Source organism: Bradyrhizobium sp. GW821-FHT13H06, from assembly GCF_058803975.1.
In genome coordinates this window covers 1,110,773-1,127,336 of sequence record NZ_JBXAPN010000001.1, presented here as the reverse complement: position 1 = coordinate 1,127,336, position 16,564 = coordinate 1,110,773, and the positions used below count along the sequence as shown (strand labels likewise).

Below are 16,564 nucleotides of genomic sequence, written 5' to 3'. Positions count from 1 at the left end.
CGATCGGCCACACCTGCTGGCAAAAGCCGCAGGTGTGTGCGCCGGTTGATTGACGGGCCGGCGAAGGCATTGAATCATCGCAGATATTTTAGGTGCTGCGATGTTAGAGATTGGTATTTTGTGCGTCATTGTGCTGGCCGCCGGCTATTGGGCGACCATGTTCGTCATGGGCCGTCGCGACGACGTCATCCATGGCAAGTTCGTCCACGTCGACGAAGAGGGCGATTTCACGCAGGCCGCGATGCCGGTGCCGCCGCCATTCCCGAGGCGTCCGGTCATGGTTGCGCAAACTCCAGGGCATCCGCCTGCCAATGATCCGGCGGCCAAACCAGTGAACAGTGAAGCGCTGCAATCCCTGCTCGCCGCGATCCAGCAGGATCTCAAGAGCGTCGCCTGAGAACCGATGGCGAGCTGATTCAGTGCTCGCCGCCCATCTGGACGAGCAGCTCCTCGATGTCGACGTCCACCTGGCCCGCCGCGCGGACGTGACGAACCTCGAGACTGTCGGGCTGGAAGCGGTATTCGACGAGCCCGACTTCCTTGATCGCGATCCGGTCCTGGCGCTGATCATTGATGACGAAACCGGCCGACGGCGCCCAGACGTGGCGGGTGCGGCGCCAGGTGAAGTCGCGCCGCTGGTGTACGTGACCGCTGGCGATGAGACGCAGGTCGACATTCCCGAACATCTCGATCAGCCGCGCCCGTGCCGGCTGCGGCACATAGCGGATCGAGGTCTCCGGCGTCTCGGGGTCGTCGGGCAGGTTGAGAAACAGCGGCTTGTGCAGGAACAGCGCGACCGGCCTGCCGTTCGTGCGCGATAGCTCGGAGGCGAGCCAGTCGAACTGCTCGGCCTCGAAGCCGAGCCCCGAATTCATCACCAGCGAGTTGAGGCCGATGAAGCGCCAGCCTGCGGCGTCGAACGACCAATGGTCTTCGCCGATGATGTCGCAAAATTGCCGCCGGTGAGCCGGGCTGACGGGCGGCTTCGGCGCCGGCCCGATCGCGGTCGGATTGTCGCCGATGTCGTGATTGCCGGGCAGGTAGCGGCAGGCGACGGGCAGGGCGTCGTGCAGGCCCTTCGCGAATTCGGCGTCGTCGCGGCCGGCCGGCCCGTCGAACGAGACGTCGCCGGTGTTGACGACGAGATCGGGCCTGTCGGCGTCGATGTGCTCGCTGATGCGGTGGAAGTTGGCGATCAGGCCGGGAAAGCGCCGGCCGAGATGGGTGTCGGAAATCTGGGTCAGGCGAAATTCGGGCATGCGATCATCCTACCCGTCGTCGCGCGTCGGAACGATGACGGCGCGGGCATGGATCGCAACGAACAAAGTTTAAAGCACGCGGTAGCGGATCGTGTAGCCGTCCTGCGGGGCGACGGGGCCGGCGAGCGGCGAGGCGATGCGGTCGGCGAGATGCCAGGGGCCGAACTGCTCGGAGCGATGCGGCTCGGCCGGCAGGCGGAGGCGGAACTCGAAGGTGCCCTTGCCGGGCAGGTTCACGACCAGAACGCGGTCCGCGGTGCGATGGTTGAGCGCGACTGCGCCGCGCAGCACCGCCCGCCCGTCCGAGAGGTCGTGCAGCCCCTCGACCAGAGCCAGCGTCTGGTTGCGGTCGGTATGCAGCTCGATCTGGGTGTCGGCCGTCACCGCCGTCGGCATCTCCCGGGGCATGCGGATCTCGAAAGCGACGGCGGGCTTGGACGGATTGAGGCCGAGATAGGCAAGCGCAGCATGGCGCATGTCGTAGGCGGCAAAGGCGAACAGGGCGAGCGCGGCGAAGGCAGCAAGGCCGTACCGGGCCGCGTCGCGCCAAGTCACGTAGATCATCCGATAGCTCGAGCGGAGGTACACCGTCATCGCCAGCGCGGCCGCGAGCGCCATCGCGATACCTGACAGCGCCGACATCAGGATGCCGAGCCTGCCGTCGGCGGATTCGGTGAAGAGGCTGGACCAGGTCGTCATGGCGCTATCTTGCTGCGGGCCCAAGGGGCCGAAATCGCTTTAGCTGTCGGTGGTTGGTCGCAAGGCCGGGAACGCCGGTTCAAGTCGTTCATTGTCAGCGGCAGAAGTCGCGGCTAATGACGGTCGGCGGCATTTCGCCTCTCGGGAAAGTTCCGATGTCCGTTCAAATGGTTTTGCTGCCGGTCTTCGTGCAGGTCGCTCTCACCTTCGCGCTCTTGATCGGCATGGTCGTCGCGCGCCGCAAGACGCTGGTCTCCGGCGAAACCAGGATTCGAGACATTGCGCTGGGCGAGCCGAACTGGCCGAAGGGCGCCACACAAATCGCCAATTGCTACCGCAACCAGTTCGAGCTGCCGGTGCTGTTCTACGTCCTGATCGCGCTGGCATTGCCCTTGCGCCGCGCCGATCTCTTCATCGTGCTGATGTCCTGGGTGTTCGTCGTGGCGCGCTTTGCCCATGCCGGGATCTTCGTGTCCTCGAACGATATGGGCCGGCGCTCCACCGTCTGGCTTGCCGGTGTGCTGGTGCTGCTGGCGATGTGGATCTACTTCGCGCTGAAGCTCTTGCTGCTGATCTGAGCGCGCATGATCCGGAAAAGTGGATCCCGGTTTTCCGAGAAGATCATGCGCAAAACCGAAAGATTTAAATGACCCCCGCTGCCCGGCTGTCCGCAGCCATCGAACTGATCGACACCATCGAGAGGGACCGCGTGCCCGCGGCCAAGGCACTGAAGGAGTGGGGCACCGCGCACCGCTTCGCCGGCTCGGGCGACCGCGCCGCGATCGCCGGTCTCGTCTGGGACGTGCTGCGCCGCTACGCCTCGAGCGCGTTCCTGATGGATTCCGATACCGCGCGGGCGCGCCTGATCGGCATGCTCCGCCTCGAGCGCAAGATGGACACGGCCACCATGGCCGCGATGTTCGACGGCAGCCGGTTTGCGCCGGCGCCGCTGACCGAGGCCGAGCAGGCCGCGCTCGCCTCGCGCTCCCTGAAGGACGCGCCAGCCGCCGTGGCCGGCGACTATCCCGAATGGCTGGATCCGCACCTCGAAAAGGTCTTCGGTGGCGACCGTGCTGCGGAAGCCGCCGCGATGGCGAGCCGGGCGCCGCTCGATTTGCGCGTCAACACGCTAAAGTCCAATCGCGACAAGGTGCTGCGTGCACTTGCTCATCTTCATGCGAAACCGACGCCGTGGTCGGCAACGGGCCTGCGCATCGAGCTTTCGGCCGATGCGCGCAACCCGGGCATCCAGGCGGAAGAGGATTTCATCAAGGGCGCAATTGAAGTGCAGGATGAAGGATCGCAGCTGGCGGCCCAGTTTACCGCGGCAAAGCCCGGCGAGCAGGTGATCGATCTCTGCGCCGGCGCCGGCGGCAAGACGCTGGCGCTCGCCGCCCTGATGCAGGGCAAGGGCCGCCTGATCGCGACCGATCGCGATAAGCGCCAGCTCGCGCCGATCCATGAGCGGTTGTCGCGCGCCGGCGTCCACAATGCCGACGTTCGCACGCCCAAGGGCGAGGCCGATCCGCTGGCGGACATTCGCGCCTCGGCCGACCTCGTCGTGATCGACGCCCCCTGCACGGGTACCGGCACTTGGCGCCGCAACCCCGATGCCAAATGGCGCATGCGCCCGGGCGCGCTGGAGATCCGCCTGCGCGACCAGGCCGAGGTGCTCGCGCGTGCGGTGCCGCTGGTGAAGCCGGGTGGCCGCATCGCCTACATCACCTGCTCGGTGCTGGCGGAGGAGAACGGCGAGCAGGTGAGGGCGCTCGTCGCGCGCCATCCCGAGTTCAGCGTGGTGCCGCCCGAGCAGACCGCGAGCGTGCTCTGGGACAAGGCGGAAGCTTTTGGCGAGGCCGCGCTCCGGTCGCCGGAGGGCTGGCTGATGACACCGCGACGGACCGGAACGGACGGGTTTTTCGTCTCGGTGCTGCGGAAGAGTGGCTGATCCCGCCTCGAATGACGGACGAGAGCCCAAACAAAAGCCCCGCGCACCGATCCCGGTCGCGGGGCTTTCTAGTTCTAGCGTTCTGCCGGTACGTCCGTGGTCAGAACGATGCGTGGGCGTTAGCCGACGCGGAGATTGTCAGCCGAGGACTTGCCGCTGCGGCGGTCGGCGACGATGTCGAACGAGACCTTCTGGCCCTCGTTGAGGGTCGAAAGGCCGGCGCGCTCGACCGCGCTGATGTGCACGAACACGTCCTTCTGGCCGTCGTCCGGCTGGATGAAACCATAACCCTTTTGGGTGTTGAACCACTTCACGGTGCCCATAGCCATGGGAATTTCCTTTGTTAGAGAGGGTACGCACGCGGACCGGTACGCGTCGCTGCGCCCTTGATCCTGTTCAGTCGATTTTTGGAGAAGTCATCTGAAGCGTGCGCGCCCGTCTGTAACGAAGCGAAGCGGCCCAGTCGTTCGGCCAAGTATCGATGATCACAATATAGCGAGAATTTGGGGCTACTTCAAGGCACCACCCGTGGCTCGGGATGTCGCGCCTCTTTGCTATTTTGCGGTGCAATGAACCGCCCCGGGCGCATCAGTCCACGATGAAGAGCGTGGCGCCGGTGGCCGTCGAGGACCGGTGCGCCGCGTCGCCGAAATCCGAGACCTGGTAGCTCATGCCTGCCGTGAGCTTGAATTTGCGCCCGTCGCGCAGCTCGGAGTCGAGCTCGCCCTTCAGCACGTAGAGCACGTGGCCGCGATCGCACCAATGATCGGCGAGATAGCCCGGCGAATATTCCACCATCCGCACCCGGAGATCGCCGATATTGAGCGTGCGCCACCTGGCCGCACCGCTCTCGCCGGGATGCGTGGTCGCCTCGATCCGGCTCCAGTCGGTGACGGTAAAGGGGGAGGTGGGGAGTTTCATGGGGGTATCCTGCCTTGATGCGGTGCATCGCTTGTTAGCCGATGCCGATTTCCGGGTCGTGCACTTTACCTGGGCGGCGAGGGCGTCAGCGCACAGCCGGCCGCCTCTTGCATCCTGCTCGCATTGATGGCCCAGACCAGCAGAGCTGCGGCGCTGATGCCGGAACCCAGCATGCAAACGCCGCTCCACCCCATCATCGCGTACACCATGGTCGCCGCGATTCCGCCAGCCGCGCTGCCGATCGAGTAGAATACCATGTAGCCGCCGACCAGCCTGCTCGCTGCGTCGGGACGGGCGGCGACGATCAGGCTCTGGCTGGTCACATGCACGGCCTGCAGCCCGAGATCCAGCATGATCACGCCTGCGACGACGAACCAGAGCGAGACATGCAGGCAGGCGATCGCGCCCCAGGCGGCGAGCATCAGCATCAGCGACAGTCCGGTGGTGCGTTGGGCCCATCCGAGGTCGGCGAGACGGCCGGCATTGCGCGCGCCGAGTGCTCCGGCGAAGCCGGCGACCCCGAGCAGTCCAATCGTGGTGTGCGACAGCACGAAGGGGGGCGCCGAAAGCGGCAGTACGATCGAGGTCCAGAACACGTTGAGGTCGGCAAAGATCAGGAACGCAAACAGGGCGCGCTCGCGCAGGATCGGCTCCTCGGCGAACAGCGCCGCCGTCGAGCGCAACAGCGACAGATACGAGGAGCCGGCCATTGCCGCGTGCGGACCGCGGGGCAGGACGCGCAACAGCAGGACGGCCATGGCGAGCATGAGGCCGGCCGAGACCAGGTAGACCGTGCGCCAGCCGCCGATATCGGCCAGCGCGCCCGAGGCGAAACGCGCGAGCAGGATTCCACCGACGACGCCGCTGGTCACTGTCCCGATGGCGCGGCCCCGGCCGTCCGGCGTCGCGAGCGTTGCGGCAAAGGCGACGAGGATTTGCACGACGACGGCAAGCACGCCGACCAGCGTCAGCCCCGCGAGCAGGACCGCGGCGTGCGATGCGGTGCCGACGACCACGAGTCCGGTTGCCGACAGTGCAATCTGGCCGGCGATCAGACGTCGGCGATCCCAGAGGTCGCCGAGCGGCACGATCAGGATCAGGCCGAACGCGTAGCCGATCTGCGTGAAGGTCACGACCATGCCGATCGCTGCGGGAGCGATGCCGAGGTCCTGGGCCATCGCGTCGAGCAGTGGCTGGGCGAAGTAGATGTTGGCGACGCTGAGGCCGCACGCCAGCGCGAGCAGCAGCGCCATCGCGGAAGAAAGCCCGTGCCCGGCCGGCCCGGCACTGGTCTTCGGGGTGCCTCCAGCGAGGTCATTGCTCGTCATCCGTCATCTCCGGCACTGCTTTCTTGGTCCTATAATAGGACCAGTTGCACATGGCGCTGTCTAGTCCTATTTTAGAACCAGATTGGAGCGGGAGCATGAAGCGGACAGGTTTTTCCGAGGCCGACTGCCCGGTGGCGCGCGCGCTCGATGCGATCGGAGACTGGTGGTCGCTCCTGATCGTGCGCGATGCTTTCGACGGGCTGCGCCGGTTCGGCGATTTCCAGAAGAACCTCGGCATTGCCAAGGGCATGCTCAGCACGCGCCTGCGCAAGCTGGTCGAGCTCGACGTGCTCGAACTGGTGCCGGCTGCCGACGGCAGCGCGTATCAGGAATACGCGCTGACGAGGCGGGGACGCGACTTGTTTCCTGTCATCGTCGGTTTGCGCCAATGGGGTGAGGCGCATCTCTATGCGCGCGGCGAGGCGCATTCCGACCTGGTGGACCAGGCAGGCCAGCCGGTTGGGCTGCTGGTGCTGCCGTCGCGAACCGGCCGGCCGCTGACGTGGTCCGACACGAAGGTACGAAAGGTCGGCGCACGCAAGGGCTGATCTCGCGGCGCAGACGGATCAATGGGGCAAATGATTCGCCGAGCCCTGCACGATCAGCCCGGCATCGTTCACCCGCAGATATTCGCAGATCTTCTTCCCCCGCTCGTTCTCGTAGAACACCACCACGCTGTCCGGGCTGACGAACAGATCGATCAGTGAAAAGTGCAGCTCCGGCAGCAGCCCCAGCGCCTTGCCCCAATAGGCGCGCAAGCTGTCCTTGCCGCGCACGGTGCCGCTGGCGTCGAACCCCATCGCGGGGATGCGGTCCGAGGTCATCACGGCCGCCTCGTCATAGAGCGCCAGCACGCGCTCGAGATCGCCAGTATTCCAGGCCTCGACCCAGGTCCGGCCGAGCGCGGCAAGCGTTGATGGCTGATGATGCTGTGACATGGCATTCTCCCTGAGCGACCCTTTTCAGAGCGGGTCGATAATAGGTCAATAATACTGACCTATATCCGCTTGTCCATGCCCAAAGAAGCATGTGGGCGCGCCGCGTGCGCGGTTGCGGCGCGCCCGCTGCCAGCGTATCTGCTGGCCATGACAGCAGCACAGAACGACCGCTCCGCGTCGACGCCCCCGGTGGCCTCGGCGCACGACAAGATTCTCATCGTCGACTTCGGCAGCCAGGTGACGCAGCTGATCGCGCGCCGCGTGCGCGAGGACGGCGTCTATTGCGAGATCGTGCCGTTCAACAAGGCCGAAGAGGCCTTCAAGGAGATGAAGCCGAAGGCGGTGATCCTCTCCGGCGGCCCCGAGTCGGTGCACGAGGCCGGCTCGCCCCGCGCGCCGCAATTGATCTTCGCCTCCGGCGTGCCCGTGATGGGCATCTGCTACGGCCAGATGACCATGGCCGCGCAGCTCGGCGGCGAGGTCGAGGGCGGCCATCACCGCGAATTCGGCCGCGCCGACGTCGAGGTCAAGGCCGAGAGCAAGCTGTTCGAGGACGTCTGGTCATCAGGCAGCAAGAACCAGGTCTGGATGAGCCATGGCGACCGCATCACCAGGATGCCGCCGGGCTTCTCCGTCGCCGGCACATCGCCGAACGCGCCTTTCGCGATCATCCAGGACGAGAAGCGCAAATATTACGGCCTGATGTTCCACCCCGAAGTGGTGCACACGCCCGACGGCGCGAAACTGATCCGCAACTTCGTGCGCAGGATCGCCGGCCTCACCGGCGACTGGACCATGCGCGCCTTCCGCGAGGAGGAGATCGCCAAGATCCGCGCGCAGGTCGGCAAGGGCAGGGTGATCTGCGGCCTGTCCGGCGGCGTCGATTCGGCCGTGGCGGCCGTGCTGATTCATGAGGCCATCGGCGACCAGCTCACCTGCGTCTTCGTCGATCACGGCTTGATGCGCCTCAACGAGGCCGAGCAGGTCGTCGATCTGTTCCGCCACCACTACAACATCCCGCTCGTGCACGTGGACGCCTCCAGGCAATTCCTCGGCGAGCTCGAAGGCGTCACCGACCCCGAACAGAAGCGCAAGACCATCGGCCGCCTCTTCATCGAGGTGTTCGAAGCCGAGGCCAAGAAGATCGGCGGCGCCGATTTCCTCGCACAGGGCACGCTCTACCCCGACGTGATCGAGAGCGTCTCCTTCACCGGCGGACCGTCCGTCACCATCAAGTCGCACCACAATGTCGGCGGCCTGCCCGAGCGCATGAACATGAAGCTCGTCGAGCCCTTGCGCGAGCTGTTCAAGGACGAGGTGCGCAAGCTCGGCCGCGAGCTCGGCCTTCCCGAAATCTTCGTCGGCCGCCACCCGTTCCCGGGCCCCGGCCTCGCCATCCGTTGCCCCGGCGAGATCACCAAAGACAAGCTCGACATCCTGCGCAAGGCGGACGCCGTCTACATCGACCAGATCAGGAAGCACGGCCTCTACGACGAGATCTGGCAGGCCTTCGCGGTGCTGCTCCCCGTCAAGACCGTTGGCGTCATGGGCGACGGCCGCACCTACGACTACGTCGTCGGCCTGCGCGCCGTCACCTCCACCGACGGCATGACCGCGGACTTCTACCAGTTCGACATGAAGTTTCTGGGCGAGACCGCGACGCGCATCATCAACGAGGTGAAGGGCGTGAATAGGGTGGTGTATGACGTGACCAGCAAGCCGCCTGGGACGATTGAGTGGGAGTGATCAAGATCACTCAAGTCGTCCCAGTTGGTCTAGGGGAAAACATTCGAAGTGGGTGACCGCGACGGGGATGTATGCGGCGGTTTTTCCTACAGGGACCAATTCTATAAATGCGACTACGCTTGAATGGGCGGCGCGAAGTGCTGGCTGTCGGCCGGGACGACGCGGAGTAGCGCGAGGTCGGCACTCTGCCGGACGGGGCGTGGAACTGGGCATCAAATCAATATGCGGACCCAAGGGTCAGTTGAATAGCTGCTGAGCATCATCAAGGAGTGCCACTCCGTGGCAATAGGCCAATTCACTGCCTTCTATCCATCAAGGCCGTTTTGGGCGTGCAGTAAACCCGACTTCTCAAGCCGGCAACGCGAAGGCTGGTTTCATGACCAAATGGCAGAGGAAGTCTTTTCGTATGAGACGGATTCTTACACGATAAAGATTTGCAGGGACGGTCGGATCATGCTCCGCATTGAGGCTCTGGAAGGAGATCAGGAACAACCCGGTGGGATTGAGGGAATCGTAAAAAGGTGGGGTGAATATCTCGATTTCCTAAACGCCTTCTACCTGCTGCTGGACTCGGCGACGCTGGGAGTCGGCAACTTTGCCTATTTCAATCTCCATGAGATCACCAACCGAGATGCATTCCGCGTCCGTTACGAAGACGGTAAGAGCGTCGGCGAAAGCATAGCAACGGAAAGCATCGCATCTGTCTTCCAAATGGGCCGGTATCTTTCAAGCCAGCATAGAGTGCCAGTCGAGTACGCACCAAATATCCTAATGCGGCAAGTCGTCCCTGTTGAGGTTATTCAGCATGCCTCGACTATGTTTGCTTCAGTCATCAGCTCGCCAGGTTCCGAAAAGGACTTGGCATCCCTCGCGAAGGCGTTAGGCGAGTACAAAGTTGGAAATTACGAGACATCTCTAGTTCTTGCTTGGTTCATTACTGAGGGGAGCATTGCCCACTTGTGGGAGCGTCACCTCGCTAGCCTCAATCGTGAATTTGAGAATGGCCAAAAGAAGATCAATCGTGAGAGGCATGATTTTCTAGTTGGCCGCGATTTCACCATTAGCATGGTCTCCAATCTGCTTGAGCTTTGGGATGTACTGCCAAATTCTTTGTTCAAAGACATAGACGCCGTTCGAGGGGTTCGGAATAAGATTGTCCATAAGTCGAAATATTCGCCGAACGCAACGGACACTCAACTTGCATTGAAAACGGCACAAGTGATGATCGAACGGATGTGGAACATCTCCTTCATCCCGAGCCTGAGCTATTCGGTAGGGGGAATATGATGCCCCACCCGGCGGCATAAGCGCGTAGGATGGGTAGAGCATAGAGAAACCCATCGCGCCGAAAGACGTGTCTGATGGATTTCGCTTCCGCTCTACCACTCCTTGTATCAGCGCAATCCATTATACTGATATTGGGTCGTTCAGCTCGTAGGATGGGTAGAGCGCAGCGAAACCCATCGCGCTTGTAGAGCGGACTTGATGGGTATCGCTGCACTCCACCCATCCGACGACTACATCACGCTCATCCGCGTACCGGATTGAGGATCTTGATCCCGGCGAAATCCTTTTCGTTGTCCGTCACCACGACGCAGTCGTTTGTATTGGCGACGGCGGCGATGATCATGTCGAGCGCGCTTCGCGGTTTATCCGCCGTTTTGCCTTCGGCCATCAGTCGGGCCCAGACGAGTCCGGCCTTGTCGTCGAAGGACAGGATGCGGCCCGCGAAAAGCGCCTGCGGTCCTTCAGGCCTGAGAACCAATTGTCGAGGATATCGCGCTTCTTGCCTCGCGCTTTCTCCAAAATGCCGCGACGGATTTTTGCAACGGTCAAGGAGGCGATGAACAGGTCCTCGTCGCGTTGCATCGACAGCCATGACATCAGCGATTCCGACGGTCGCGGTTTGACGACGTTGCTGATGATGTTGGTGTCGAGGAGATAGCGCGTCACAGGTCGACCTTGCGGCCCTTTTCACGGGGGCGAGACAGATCGAGATCGGCCCCGACGAGCGGAGAGCGGCGCAATGCGGCAAGGATGCCGCCGGGTTTCGGCGGCTGGCCCCCGACCGATCTGCTCACGGTGGCGCGAAGCTCCAAGGCCTCTGGCGTATCCTCCGAGAGCCGTTTGGCGAGCGAACGGATCAAATCGCGGTCGGCATTCCGGCCAAGCACTTCGAAACGCGCCAAGCCGCGCTTACCGAGGCGTGACCGATAGTTCTGGATGGCGCGCTTCTGTGAGTTTCCCATGCGGTCCTCGGCTATTTCCAGTAATATAGCCGGAAAGCGCGCCGCTGGCGAGTTCGACCGCGACATGGGAGCGGGGCGCCTGCGCCAGCCCGAAGCTCATCGGACCGCTTCGGCAGTAGCGCCTATGTCGCTTGGGGAATGCGAGCGATCACCTTGATCTCGAAGTCGAAGCCGGCAAGCCAGTTCACACCGATCGCCGTCCAGTTGGGATAGGGCGGAGCGCTGAAGATCTGGTTCTTGACGGCCATGATGGTCTCGAACTGGTTTTCGGGATCGGTGTGAAACGTCGTCACATCGACGATATCGGCGAAGGAGCAGCCGGCGGCTTCCAGCGTTGCCTTGAGGTTGTCGAAGGCCAATCGGACCTGACGTCCGAAATCAGGTTCGGGGCTCCCATCGGAACGGCTGCCGACCTGCCCGGAGACAAAGAGAAGGTCGCCGGATCGGATCGCGGCCGAATAGCCATGGGCCTCGTAAAGTGCATGCCTGTTGGCGGGAAAGACCGCTTCTCGCTGTGCCATCTCATGATTCCCTTTCATCGTCGCCGGCGCGCAAGGAGCGGGCGCGAACTTCCAAGGTTCACGCGGTCGCGCCATTTGACATACGGTGCGTATGTGAGATACGGGCATACGAGGCGTATGTCAACTCATATACGCTGCGTATGTGAACGTGGGACGACGATGATGGCGAAGCGGCGCATCGAAAAGATGGAGGAGAACCACGCAAAGCTGATCGCGGCGGCGCGAAAGGCCTTTGCCGAAAAGGGCTACTCTGCCGCCTCCATGGATGAGTTGACCGCCGATGTCGGTCTGACGCGAGGGGCCCTCTACCACAACTTCGGGGACAAGCGTGGGCTTCTGGCTGCGGTGGTTCACCAGATCGACGCCGAGATGGCTTCGCGTGCGCAGGAGATTGGCGGCCAGGCGGGAGACGACTGGGAGGGGCTGCTGGCTGAGGGGGCGGCCTATATCGAGATGGCGCTCGATCCCGAAGTCCAGCGCATTGTTCTGCTCGACGGGCCGGCGGTCCTCGGAGATCCATCGCAATGGCCGAGCCAGAACAGTTGCCTGCAGGCGACCAAGGCGACCGTGGAGCGGCTGATCGCACAGGGAATTCTGAGGCCGGTGGACACTGAGGCCGCAGCGCGGCTTCTCAATGGCGCCGCGCTCAACGCTGCCCTCTGGATTGCGGCCAGCAAAGATCCCAAAGAGGTTCTCCCGAAAGCTGTCGAGGCCTTCCGTTGCCTGGCCTCGGGGCTGCTTGCAAAACCGCTGTGACCTCAGTCGCCGGGGACAAGCCGACTGGCCCCGTGCACCTCGCAGTTTGACTTACCTCATGATGACGATCATCGAAGCCGGTAGCGTGCTCCTGTCGGTTCAAGAGCTATCGCGAGTTCGATGACAATGAAGAGTCCGGCCCTATCGCGCATTTTCCTGGCGAGCATGGCGGCTGTGATCGCCGTTGCACCATCGCTCTCGCTCGCCTGTACGCGGCTGGTTTATCTCGGCGCCAACGGGCAGGTCGTCACGGCGCGGTCGATGGACTGGCGGTTTGAGATGCCGACCAATCTCTGGATATTCCCGAGAGGCATGGCGCGCAGCGGAGAGGGCGGACCGAACTCGCTGAAATGGAAATCCAAGTTCGGCAGCGTTGTTGCCTCCGCTTACGAGGTTTCGACGTCGGACGGGATGAACGAGGCAGGACTGGTCGCCAACGTCCTCTGGCTCACCGAATCCGAATACCCGAAGCTGGATTCCAGCAAACCCGGCCTGTCCATTGCCGCCTGGGCCCAATACGTGCTCGACAATTTCGCCACCGTCCGGGATGCGGTTGCGGTCCTCGAGACGGATCCTTTCACGATCGTCACCGACAACGTGCCCGGACAGAAATTGCTCACCACGCTTCACCTGTCTCTTTCGGACGCCACAGGTGACAGCGCGATCATCGAATACATCAATGGCCGGCCGGTCATCCATCACGACCGCAAGTACCAGGTGATGACGAATTCCCCGATCTTCGAACAGCAACTGGCGCTGAACGAGTATTGGAAGGAGATCGGCGGCACGGTGATGCTGCCGGGCACGAACCGTGCCGCAGACCGGTTCGCGCGTGCGTCCTTCTACGTCGACGCGATTCCGAAAGATGAAGATCCCGACCGCGCCGTCGCCAGCGTCTTCAGCGTGATCCGCAACGTGTCCGTGCCGTTCGGCATTTCAACGCCGGACCAGCCGAACATTTCCTCGACGCGGTGGCGCACCGTCGCCGACCATCAGCGCAAGCTGTACTTCTTCGAATCCGTGCTGACCCCGAACATATTCTGGGTGGATCTCAAGGGAATCGATTTCTCACCTGAGAAGGGAAAAGTGAAGAAGCTCGATCTGGGGCCCCAACAGTCGCGCATTTTTTCCGGCGATGCGACCGCGAAATTCGAGGCGGCTGAGCCATTCAAGTTCCTGGGCCCGCCCATGTGAGCACCGCCCGCTGCGAAGCGTCGCAGCGGGGCCAATAGGACCGCGCGTAGCGCCCCGGCGTAAACGTCGGATGTCCGTTATGTTCTCCCGTGATAGGTGATCCGTATGGTCCCCTCCGGAGCTCGCCTTCATGTCCGTCGCTACTGCCGCCAGCCAGTCATCCGCCACCGCCACCGACCCCGAAACCCTTGGCTGGATGCGCGGCTTTCCGCCGTCGCCCGATCGCACCATCACCTTCCAGGACGGCTCGTTCCGCAGCTTCCCCGAATTGCGCTGGGCCTGGAGCAACATCCGCCAGCTGGTGCCGACGGTGAACGTCTGGCGCGGGGCAGGGCCCGCATCCGTGTTGCCGCGCGAAGACCACGACATCGGCGCGGTGGCTTCGACCACGATGGACGGCCGGCCCATGACCTTCGCAAAGATGCTGGAGGAGACTTATGCGGACGGCATCGCCGTGCTGCATCGGGGCAGGCTGATCTATGAGCGCTATTTCGGCGCGTTGCAGCCGCACAAGCCGCATATCGGGATGTCGGTGACGAAGTCGTTCACCGGCGTTCTCGCCGGCATTCTGGTCGCCGAGGGCAAGATCGATCCGCAGGCCCCGGTGACGGACTACGTGCCGGAGCTGAAGGCGAGCGCGTTCGGCGACGCGCGCGTGCACGAGGTCATGGATATGACCACGGGGCTTGCCTACACCGAGGTCTACACCGACAAGAATTCGGACGTGTGGGGTCTGCGGCGCGCCAACGGCATGGCGCCGATTCCGCCTGACTATGACGGCCCGACCACCATCTTCGATTTCCTCGTCGCGCAGAAGAAGCAGGGCGAGCACGGCAAGGCCTTCGCCTATAAGACCGTCAACACCGACGTGCTGGCCTGGATCATCCGGCGCGCCAGCGGCACGACGCTGTCCGACCTGCTCTCCGAGCGCATCTGGCAGCCGATGGGTGCGGAGGAGGATGCGTATTATCACGTCGACCGCATCGGCACCGAGAGCGGCGGCGGCGGGCTCTCCACCACGCTGCGCGATCTCGCCCGCTTCGGCGAGACCATGCGCAATCACAGCCGCTTCAACGGCCGCCAGATCGTGCCGTCACAGGTGGTCGAGGACATCGCGCGCGGTGGCGACCCCGAGAAATTCAAGCCGGCCGGCTACACCACTCTGCCGGGCGCGTCCTACCGCAATCAATGGTGGGTCACGCACAACGCCCACGGCGCCTACATGGCGCGCGGCGTCTACGGCCAGGGCATCTACATCGATCCCAGGGCCGAGATGGTGATCGCGCGCTACGCCTCGCACCCCATGGCGGGCAACGCCGCCAACGACCCCGTGACGCTGCCGGCCTACATGGCGCTGGCGAAGGCACTGATGGCGGGCGGGTAGGGTTGCCGCATCGCGACCTCGCGCCCCGCACTCGCTGTCATCGCCCGACTTGACCATGCGCCTCCTGCCAATGCGGATAGGTGACGTAGGCGGTGAGAGCGCCTTGCTCGTGCGAGCGGATCGTGACCGTCTCGCCCTTCGGCATGTAGACGATCTCGCCGGGAGCTGCGGTAATGGTGTCGCCGGCGCTCGTGACCGAGAGCTTCCCCTCGAGGACGATCATGACGTCGTCGACGCTCATCGTCTCCTCGAGATTCTGGTTCGGTGCGTAGCGTCCGAAGCCGATCGTGATCGGTCCGCCGTGACGTTGGTCGACCAGGTTGCCGACGAAGATATCGCCGTCCTGTCCCGGCGAACGCTCGAGCGAAGCGTCGGAGATGGCAAATTTGCGAACTTTCATGAATTCATTCCGTCTTGTGCAGGCTTGGCAGGGGGCACGGATAGACGCCTGGGCAGGCATTTTGTTCGCATCGCCGCACGAGGCGGTTTGACGCAGCGGCAGGGCTTAATATAAGCATTGACTTATATTAGTTGCGATTGATATTCCTCTGCCAAAGAAACAAGGAGAAGCGCAATGCAGATCGACGTCGCCAGGGTCCTGGGACTTGTGACGCGCTCGGTGAGGAGCTTTGAGAAGGACGGGAAGCCGGCCAGCGCGGTGACTCTGACGCGTCTCTACGACACCGGCCTCGACGATCTCTGGGAAGCGGTGACCAGCAGGGAGCGCATCCCGCGCTGGTTTGCGCCGGTCGAGGGAGACCTCCGGCTCGGCGGAAGGTATCAGGTCAAGGGCAATGCCGGCGGCACCATCACGGCGTGTACGCCGCCGACCCATTTTGCCGCGACATGGGAGTTCGGTGGCGCGACGAGCTGGATCGACGTCAAGCTGTCGGCAGAACGAAGTCAGGCGCGCTTGACGCTTGAGCACACCGCGATCATCGAGGATCATTGGAATCAGTTCGGCCCCGGTGCGGTGGGCATCGGTTGGGACCTCGCGCTCGCGGGACTCGAGCGATATCTTGCGACCGGGGCGTCGGTCGACCACGAGACGGCCGAGGCGTGGATGGTCTCGCCCGAGGGCAAGGACTTCATGACGGCAAGCGGCGAGTATTGGCGTGCGGCGCATGTCGCGAGCGGGGTCGATCCCGACACGGCGAAGCAGCGCTCAGACCGCACCATTGCGTTCTATCACGGCGAGATGCCGCCCGACATCGCACATCCCGGCACAGGAAGCTGATGCACGTCTTCGAGGTCCTCGCCGATCCCGTGCGCCGTCGCATCCTCGAGCTGCTCGCGCCCGGGGAGATGGCGTCCGGCGAGGTCGTCGAAGCGATCGGGGCCGAATTCGGGATTACCCAGGCAGCGGTCTCGCAGCACCTCAAGGTGCTGCGAGAGAGCGGCTTCGCAACCGTTCGGGCGGAGGCGCAAAGGCGCCTCTATTCGGTCGACGTGGCGGGGCTTCAAGCGGTCGATGCTTGGATCGGTCAGTTCAGGAATTTCTGGGAGCCGAAGCTGGACGCGCTGGCCACCGAGATCGCGCGCGGCAAACGTGAGCGTCGCAACGCGCCGCTCACCAAAAGGAGCGGGAAAAGAGCTTGAGGTGATCGCGAACTGGGAGTGA

20 protein-coding genes and 1 pseudogene are annotated in these 16,564 nt (G+C 63.5%); 11 read left to right on the top strand and 10 right to left on the bottom strand.

Features of this window, described 5'->3' with window-relative positions; all coding sequences use genetic code 11:
* Positions 1-100: 100 nt before the first annotated feature.
* Positions 101-397: a hypothetical protein gene (locus AC1RQP_RS05475; protein ID WP_492936170.1), complete on the top strand. Its 297-nt coding sequence runs from the start codon at positions 101-103 to the stop codon at positions 395-397.
* A 19-nt stretch (positions 398-416) separates the two neighbouring features.
* Here AC1RQP_RS05475 and AC1RQP_RS05470 read toward each other — a convergent pair whose 3' ends face one another.
* Together AC1RQP_RS05470 and AC1RQP_RS05465 are read right to left on the bottom strand one after the other, a co-directional pair.
* Entirely contained in the window at positions 417-1,259 is an 843-nt protein-coding gene (locus AC1RQP_RS05470) for a metallophosphoesterase family protein (protein WP_492936169.1), read from the bottom strand.
* Positions 1,260-1,328: 69 nt separating this feature from the next.
* Complete coding sequence (locus AC1RQP_RS05465) at positions 1,329-1,958, bottom strand: acriflavin resistance protein (RefSeq protein ID WP_492936168.1); 630 nt, start codon at positions 1,956-1,958, stop codon at positions 1,329-1,331.
* 155 nt (positions 1,959-2,113) lie between these two features.
* Between AC1RQP_RS05465 and AC1RQP_RS05460 the strand changes: the two genes are divergently transcribed.
* Both AC1RQP_RS05460 and AC1RQP_RS05455 read left to right on the top strand, forming a co-directional pair.
* On the top strand, positions 2,114-2,536 hold the full coding sequence (locus AC1RQP_RS05460; RefSeq protein WP_131871470.1) for an MAPEG family protein: 423 nt from the start codon (positions 2,114-2,116) through the stop codon (positions 2,534-2,536).
* Positions 2,537-2,604: 68 nt separating this feature from the next.
* Entirely contained in the window at positions 2,605-3,906 is a 1,302-nt protein-coding gene (locus tag AC1RQP_RS05455) for an RsmB/NOP family class I SAM-dependent RNA methyltransferase (RefSeq protein WP_492936167.1), read from the top strand.
* 119 nt (positions 3,907-4,025) lie between these two features.
* Here AC1RQP_RS05455 and AC1RQP_RS05450 read toward each other — a convergent pair whose 3' ends face one another.
* From AC1RQP_RS05450 to AC1RQP_RS05440, 3 genes are all read right to left on the bottom strand, one after another.
* Positions 4,026-4,235: a cold-shock protein gene (locus tag AC1RQP_RS05450; protein WP_015686739.1), complete on the bottom strand. Its 210-nt coding sequence runs from the start codon at positions 4,233-4,235 to the stop codon at positions 4,026-4,028.
* A 259-nt stretch (positions 4,236-4,494) separates the two neighbouring features.
* A complete protein-coding gene (locus AC1RQP_RS05445) occupies positions 4,495-4,827 on the bottom strand; it encodes a DHCW motif cupin fold protein (protein ID WP_492936166.1) in 333 nt (110 codons plus the stop codon).
* A gap of 65 nt (positions 4,828-4,892) precedes the next feature.
* Positions 4,893-6,155 carry an MFS transporter gene (locus tag AC1RQP_RS05440; protein ID WP_492936165.1) on the bottom strand — a complete coding sequence of 421 codons (1,263 nt, stop codon included), beginning with the start codon at positions 6,153-6,155 and terminating at the stop codon, positions 4,893-4,895.
* Positions 6,156-6,250: 95 nt separating this feature from the next.
* Between AC1RQP_RS05440 and AC1RQP_RS05435 the strand changes: the two genes are divergently transcribed.
* Positions 6,251-6,703: a winged helix-turn-helix transcriptional regulator gene (locus AC1RQP_RS05435; protein ID WP_492936164.1), complete on the top strand. Its 453-nt coding sequence runs from the start codon at positions 6,251-6,253 to the stop codon at positions 6,701-6,703.
* 18 nt (positions 6,704-6,721) lie between these two features.
* On the opposite strand, the gene AC1RQP_RS05430 is transcribed toward AC1RQP_RS05435, so the two are convergent.
* Positions 6,722-7,093 carry a nuclear transport factor 2 family protein gene (locus tag AC1RQP_RS05430; RefSeq protein ID WP_492936163.1) on the bottom strand — a complete coding sequence of 124 codons (372 nt, stop codon included), beginning with the start codon at positions 7,091-7,093 and terminating at the stop codon, positions 6,722-6,724.
* Between the two features lie 147 nt (positions 7,094-7,240).
* On the opposite strand from AC1RQP_RS05430, the gene guaA reads away from it, so the two are divergent.
* On the top strand, positions 7,241-8,839 hold the full coding sequence (guaA, locus tag AC1RQP_RS05425; protein WP_492936162.1) for a glutamine-hydrolyzing GMP synthase: 1,599 nt from the start codon (positions 7,241-7,243) through the stop codon (positions 8,837-8,839).
* 453 nt (positions 8,840-9,292) lie between these two features.
* Positions 9,293-10,126, top strand: coding sequence for a hypothetical protein (locus AC1RQP_RS05420; RefSeq protein WP_492936161.1), 834 nt, complete (start codon positions 9,293-9,295; stop codon positions 10,124-10,126).
* A 241-nt stretch (positions 10,127-10,367) separates the two neighbouring features.
* Here AC1RQP_RS05420 and AC1RQP_RS05415 read toward each other — a convergent pair.
* The 3 genes and pseudogenes from AC1RQP_RS05415 to AC1RQP_RS05405 all read right to left on the bottom strand — a co-directional run bounded on the left by AC1RQP_RS05415 (position 10,368) and on the right by AC1RQP_RS05405 (position 11,609).
* Positions 10,368-10,792 (bottom strand): annotated as a pseudogene (locus AC1RQP_RS05415) (type II toxin-antitoxin system VapC family toxin).
* On the bottom strand, positions 10,789-11,088 hold the full coding sequence (locus AC1RQP_RS05410; RefSeq protein WP_492936160.1) for a hypothetical protein: 300 nt from the start codon (positions 11,086-11,088) through the stop codon (positions 10,789-10,791). The pseudogene AC1RQP_RS05415 and the gene AC1RQP_RS05410 overlap by 4 nt, the downstream one beginning before the upstream one ends.
* A 122-nt stretch (positions 11,089-11,210) precedes the next feature.
* Complete coding sequence (locus AC1RQP_RS05405; RefSeq protein WP_239623174.1) at positions 11,211-11,609, bottom strand: RidA family protein; 399 nt, start codon at positions 11,607-11,609, stop codon at positions 11,211-11,213.
* Positions 11,610-11,771: 162 nt separating this feature from the next.
* Here AC1RQP_RS05405 and AC1RQP_RS05400 point away from each other — a divergent pair, with 162 nt between their 5' ends.
* The 3 genes from AC1RQP_RS05400 (at position 11,772) to AC1RQP_RS05390 (ending at position 14,943) form a co-directional block, all read left to right on the top strand.
* Positions 11,772-12,365, top strand: a complete 594-nt coding sequence (locus AC1RQP_RS05400; protein WP_492936159.1) for a TetR/AcrR family transcriptional regulator — start codon at positions 11,772-11,774, stop codon at positions 12,363-12,365.
* A 120-nt stretch (positions 12,366-12,485) separates the two neighbouring features.
* Positions 12,486-13,559, top strand: coding sequence for a linear amide C-N hydrolase (locus AC1RQP_RS05395; protein WP_492936158.1), 1,074 nt, complete (start codon positions 12,486-12,488; stop codon positions 13,557-13,559).
* Positions 13,560-13,689: 130 nt separating this feature from the next.
* Positions 13,690-14,943, top strand: coding sequence for a serine hydrolase domain-containing protein (locus AC1RQP_RS05390; RefSeq protein WP_492936157.1), 1,254 nt, complete (start codon positions 13,690-13,692; stop codon positions 14,941-14,943).
* Positions 14,944-14,980: 37 nt separating this feature from the next.
* Here AC1RQP_RS05390 and AC1RQP_RS05385 read toward each other — a convergent pair whose 3' ends face one another.
* Positions 14,981-15,343 carry a cupin domain-containing protein gene (locus AC1RQP_RS05385; protein ID WP_492936156.1) on the bottom strand — a complete coding sequence of 121 codons (363 nt, stop codon included), beginning with the start codon at positions 15,341-15,343 and terminating at the stop codon, positions 14,981-14,983.
* 174 nt (positions 15,344-15,517) lie between these two features.
* On the opposite strand from AC1RQP_RS05385, the gene AC1RQP_RS05380 reads away from it, so the two are divergent.
* On the top strand, positions 15,518-16,180 hold the full coding sequence (locus tag AC1RQP_RS05380; RefSeq protein ID WP_492936155.1) for an SRPBCC family protein: 663 nt from the start codon (positions 15,518-15,520) through the stop codon (positions 16,178-16,180).
* On the top strand, positions 16,180-16,542 hold the full coding sequence (locus AC1RQP_RS05375; RefSeq protein WP_492936154.1) for an ArsR/SmtB family transcription factor: 363 nt from the start codon (positions 16,180-16,182) through the stop codon (positions 16,540-16,542). The genes AC1RQP_RS05380 and AC1RQP_RS05375 overlap by 1 nt, the downstream gene beginning before the upstream one ends.
* Positions 16,543-16,564: the final 22 nt, after the last annotated feature.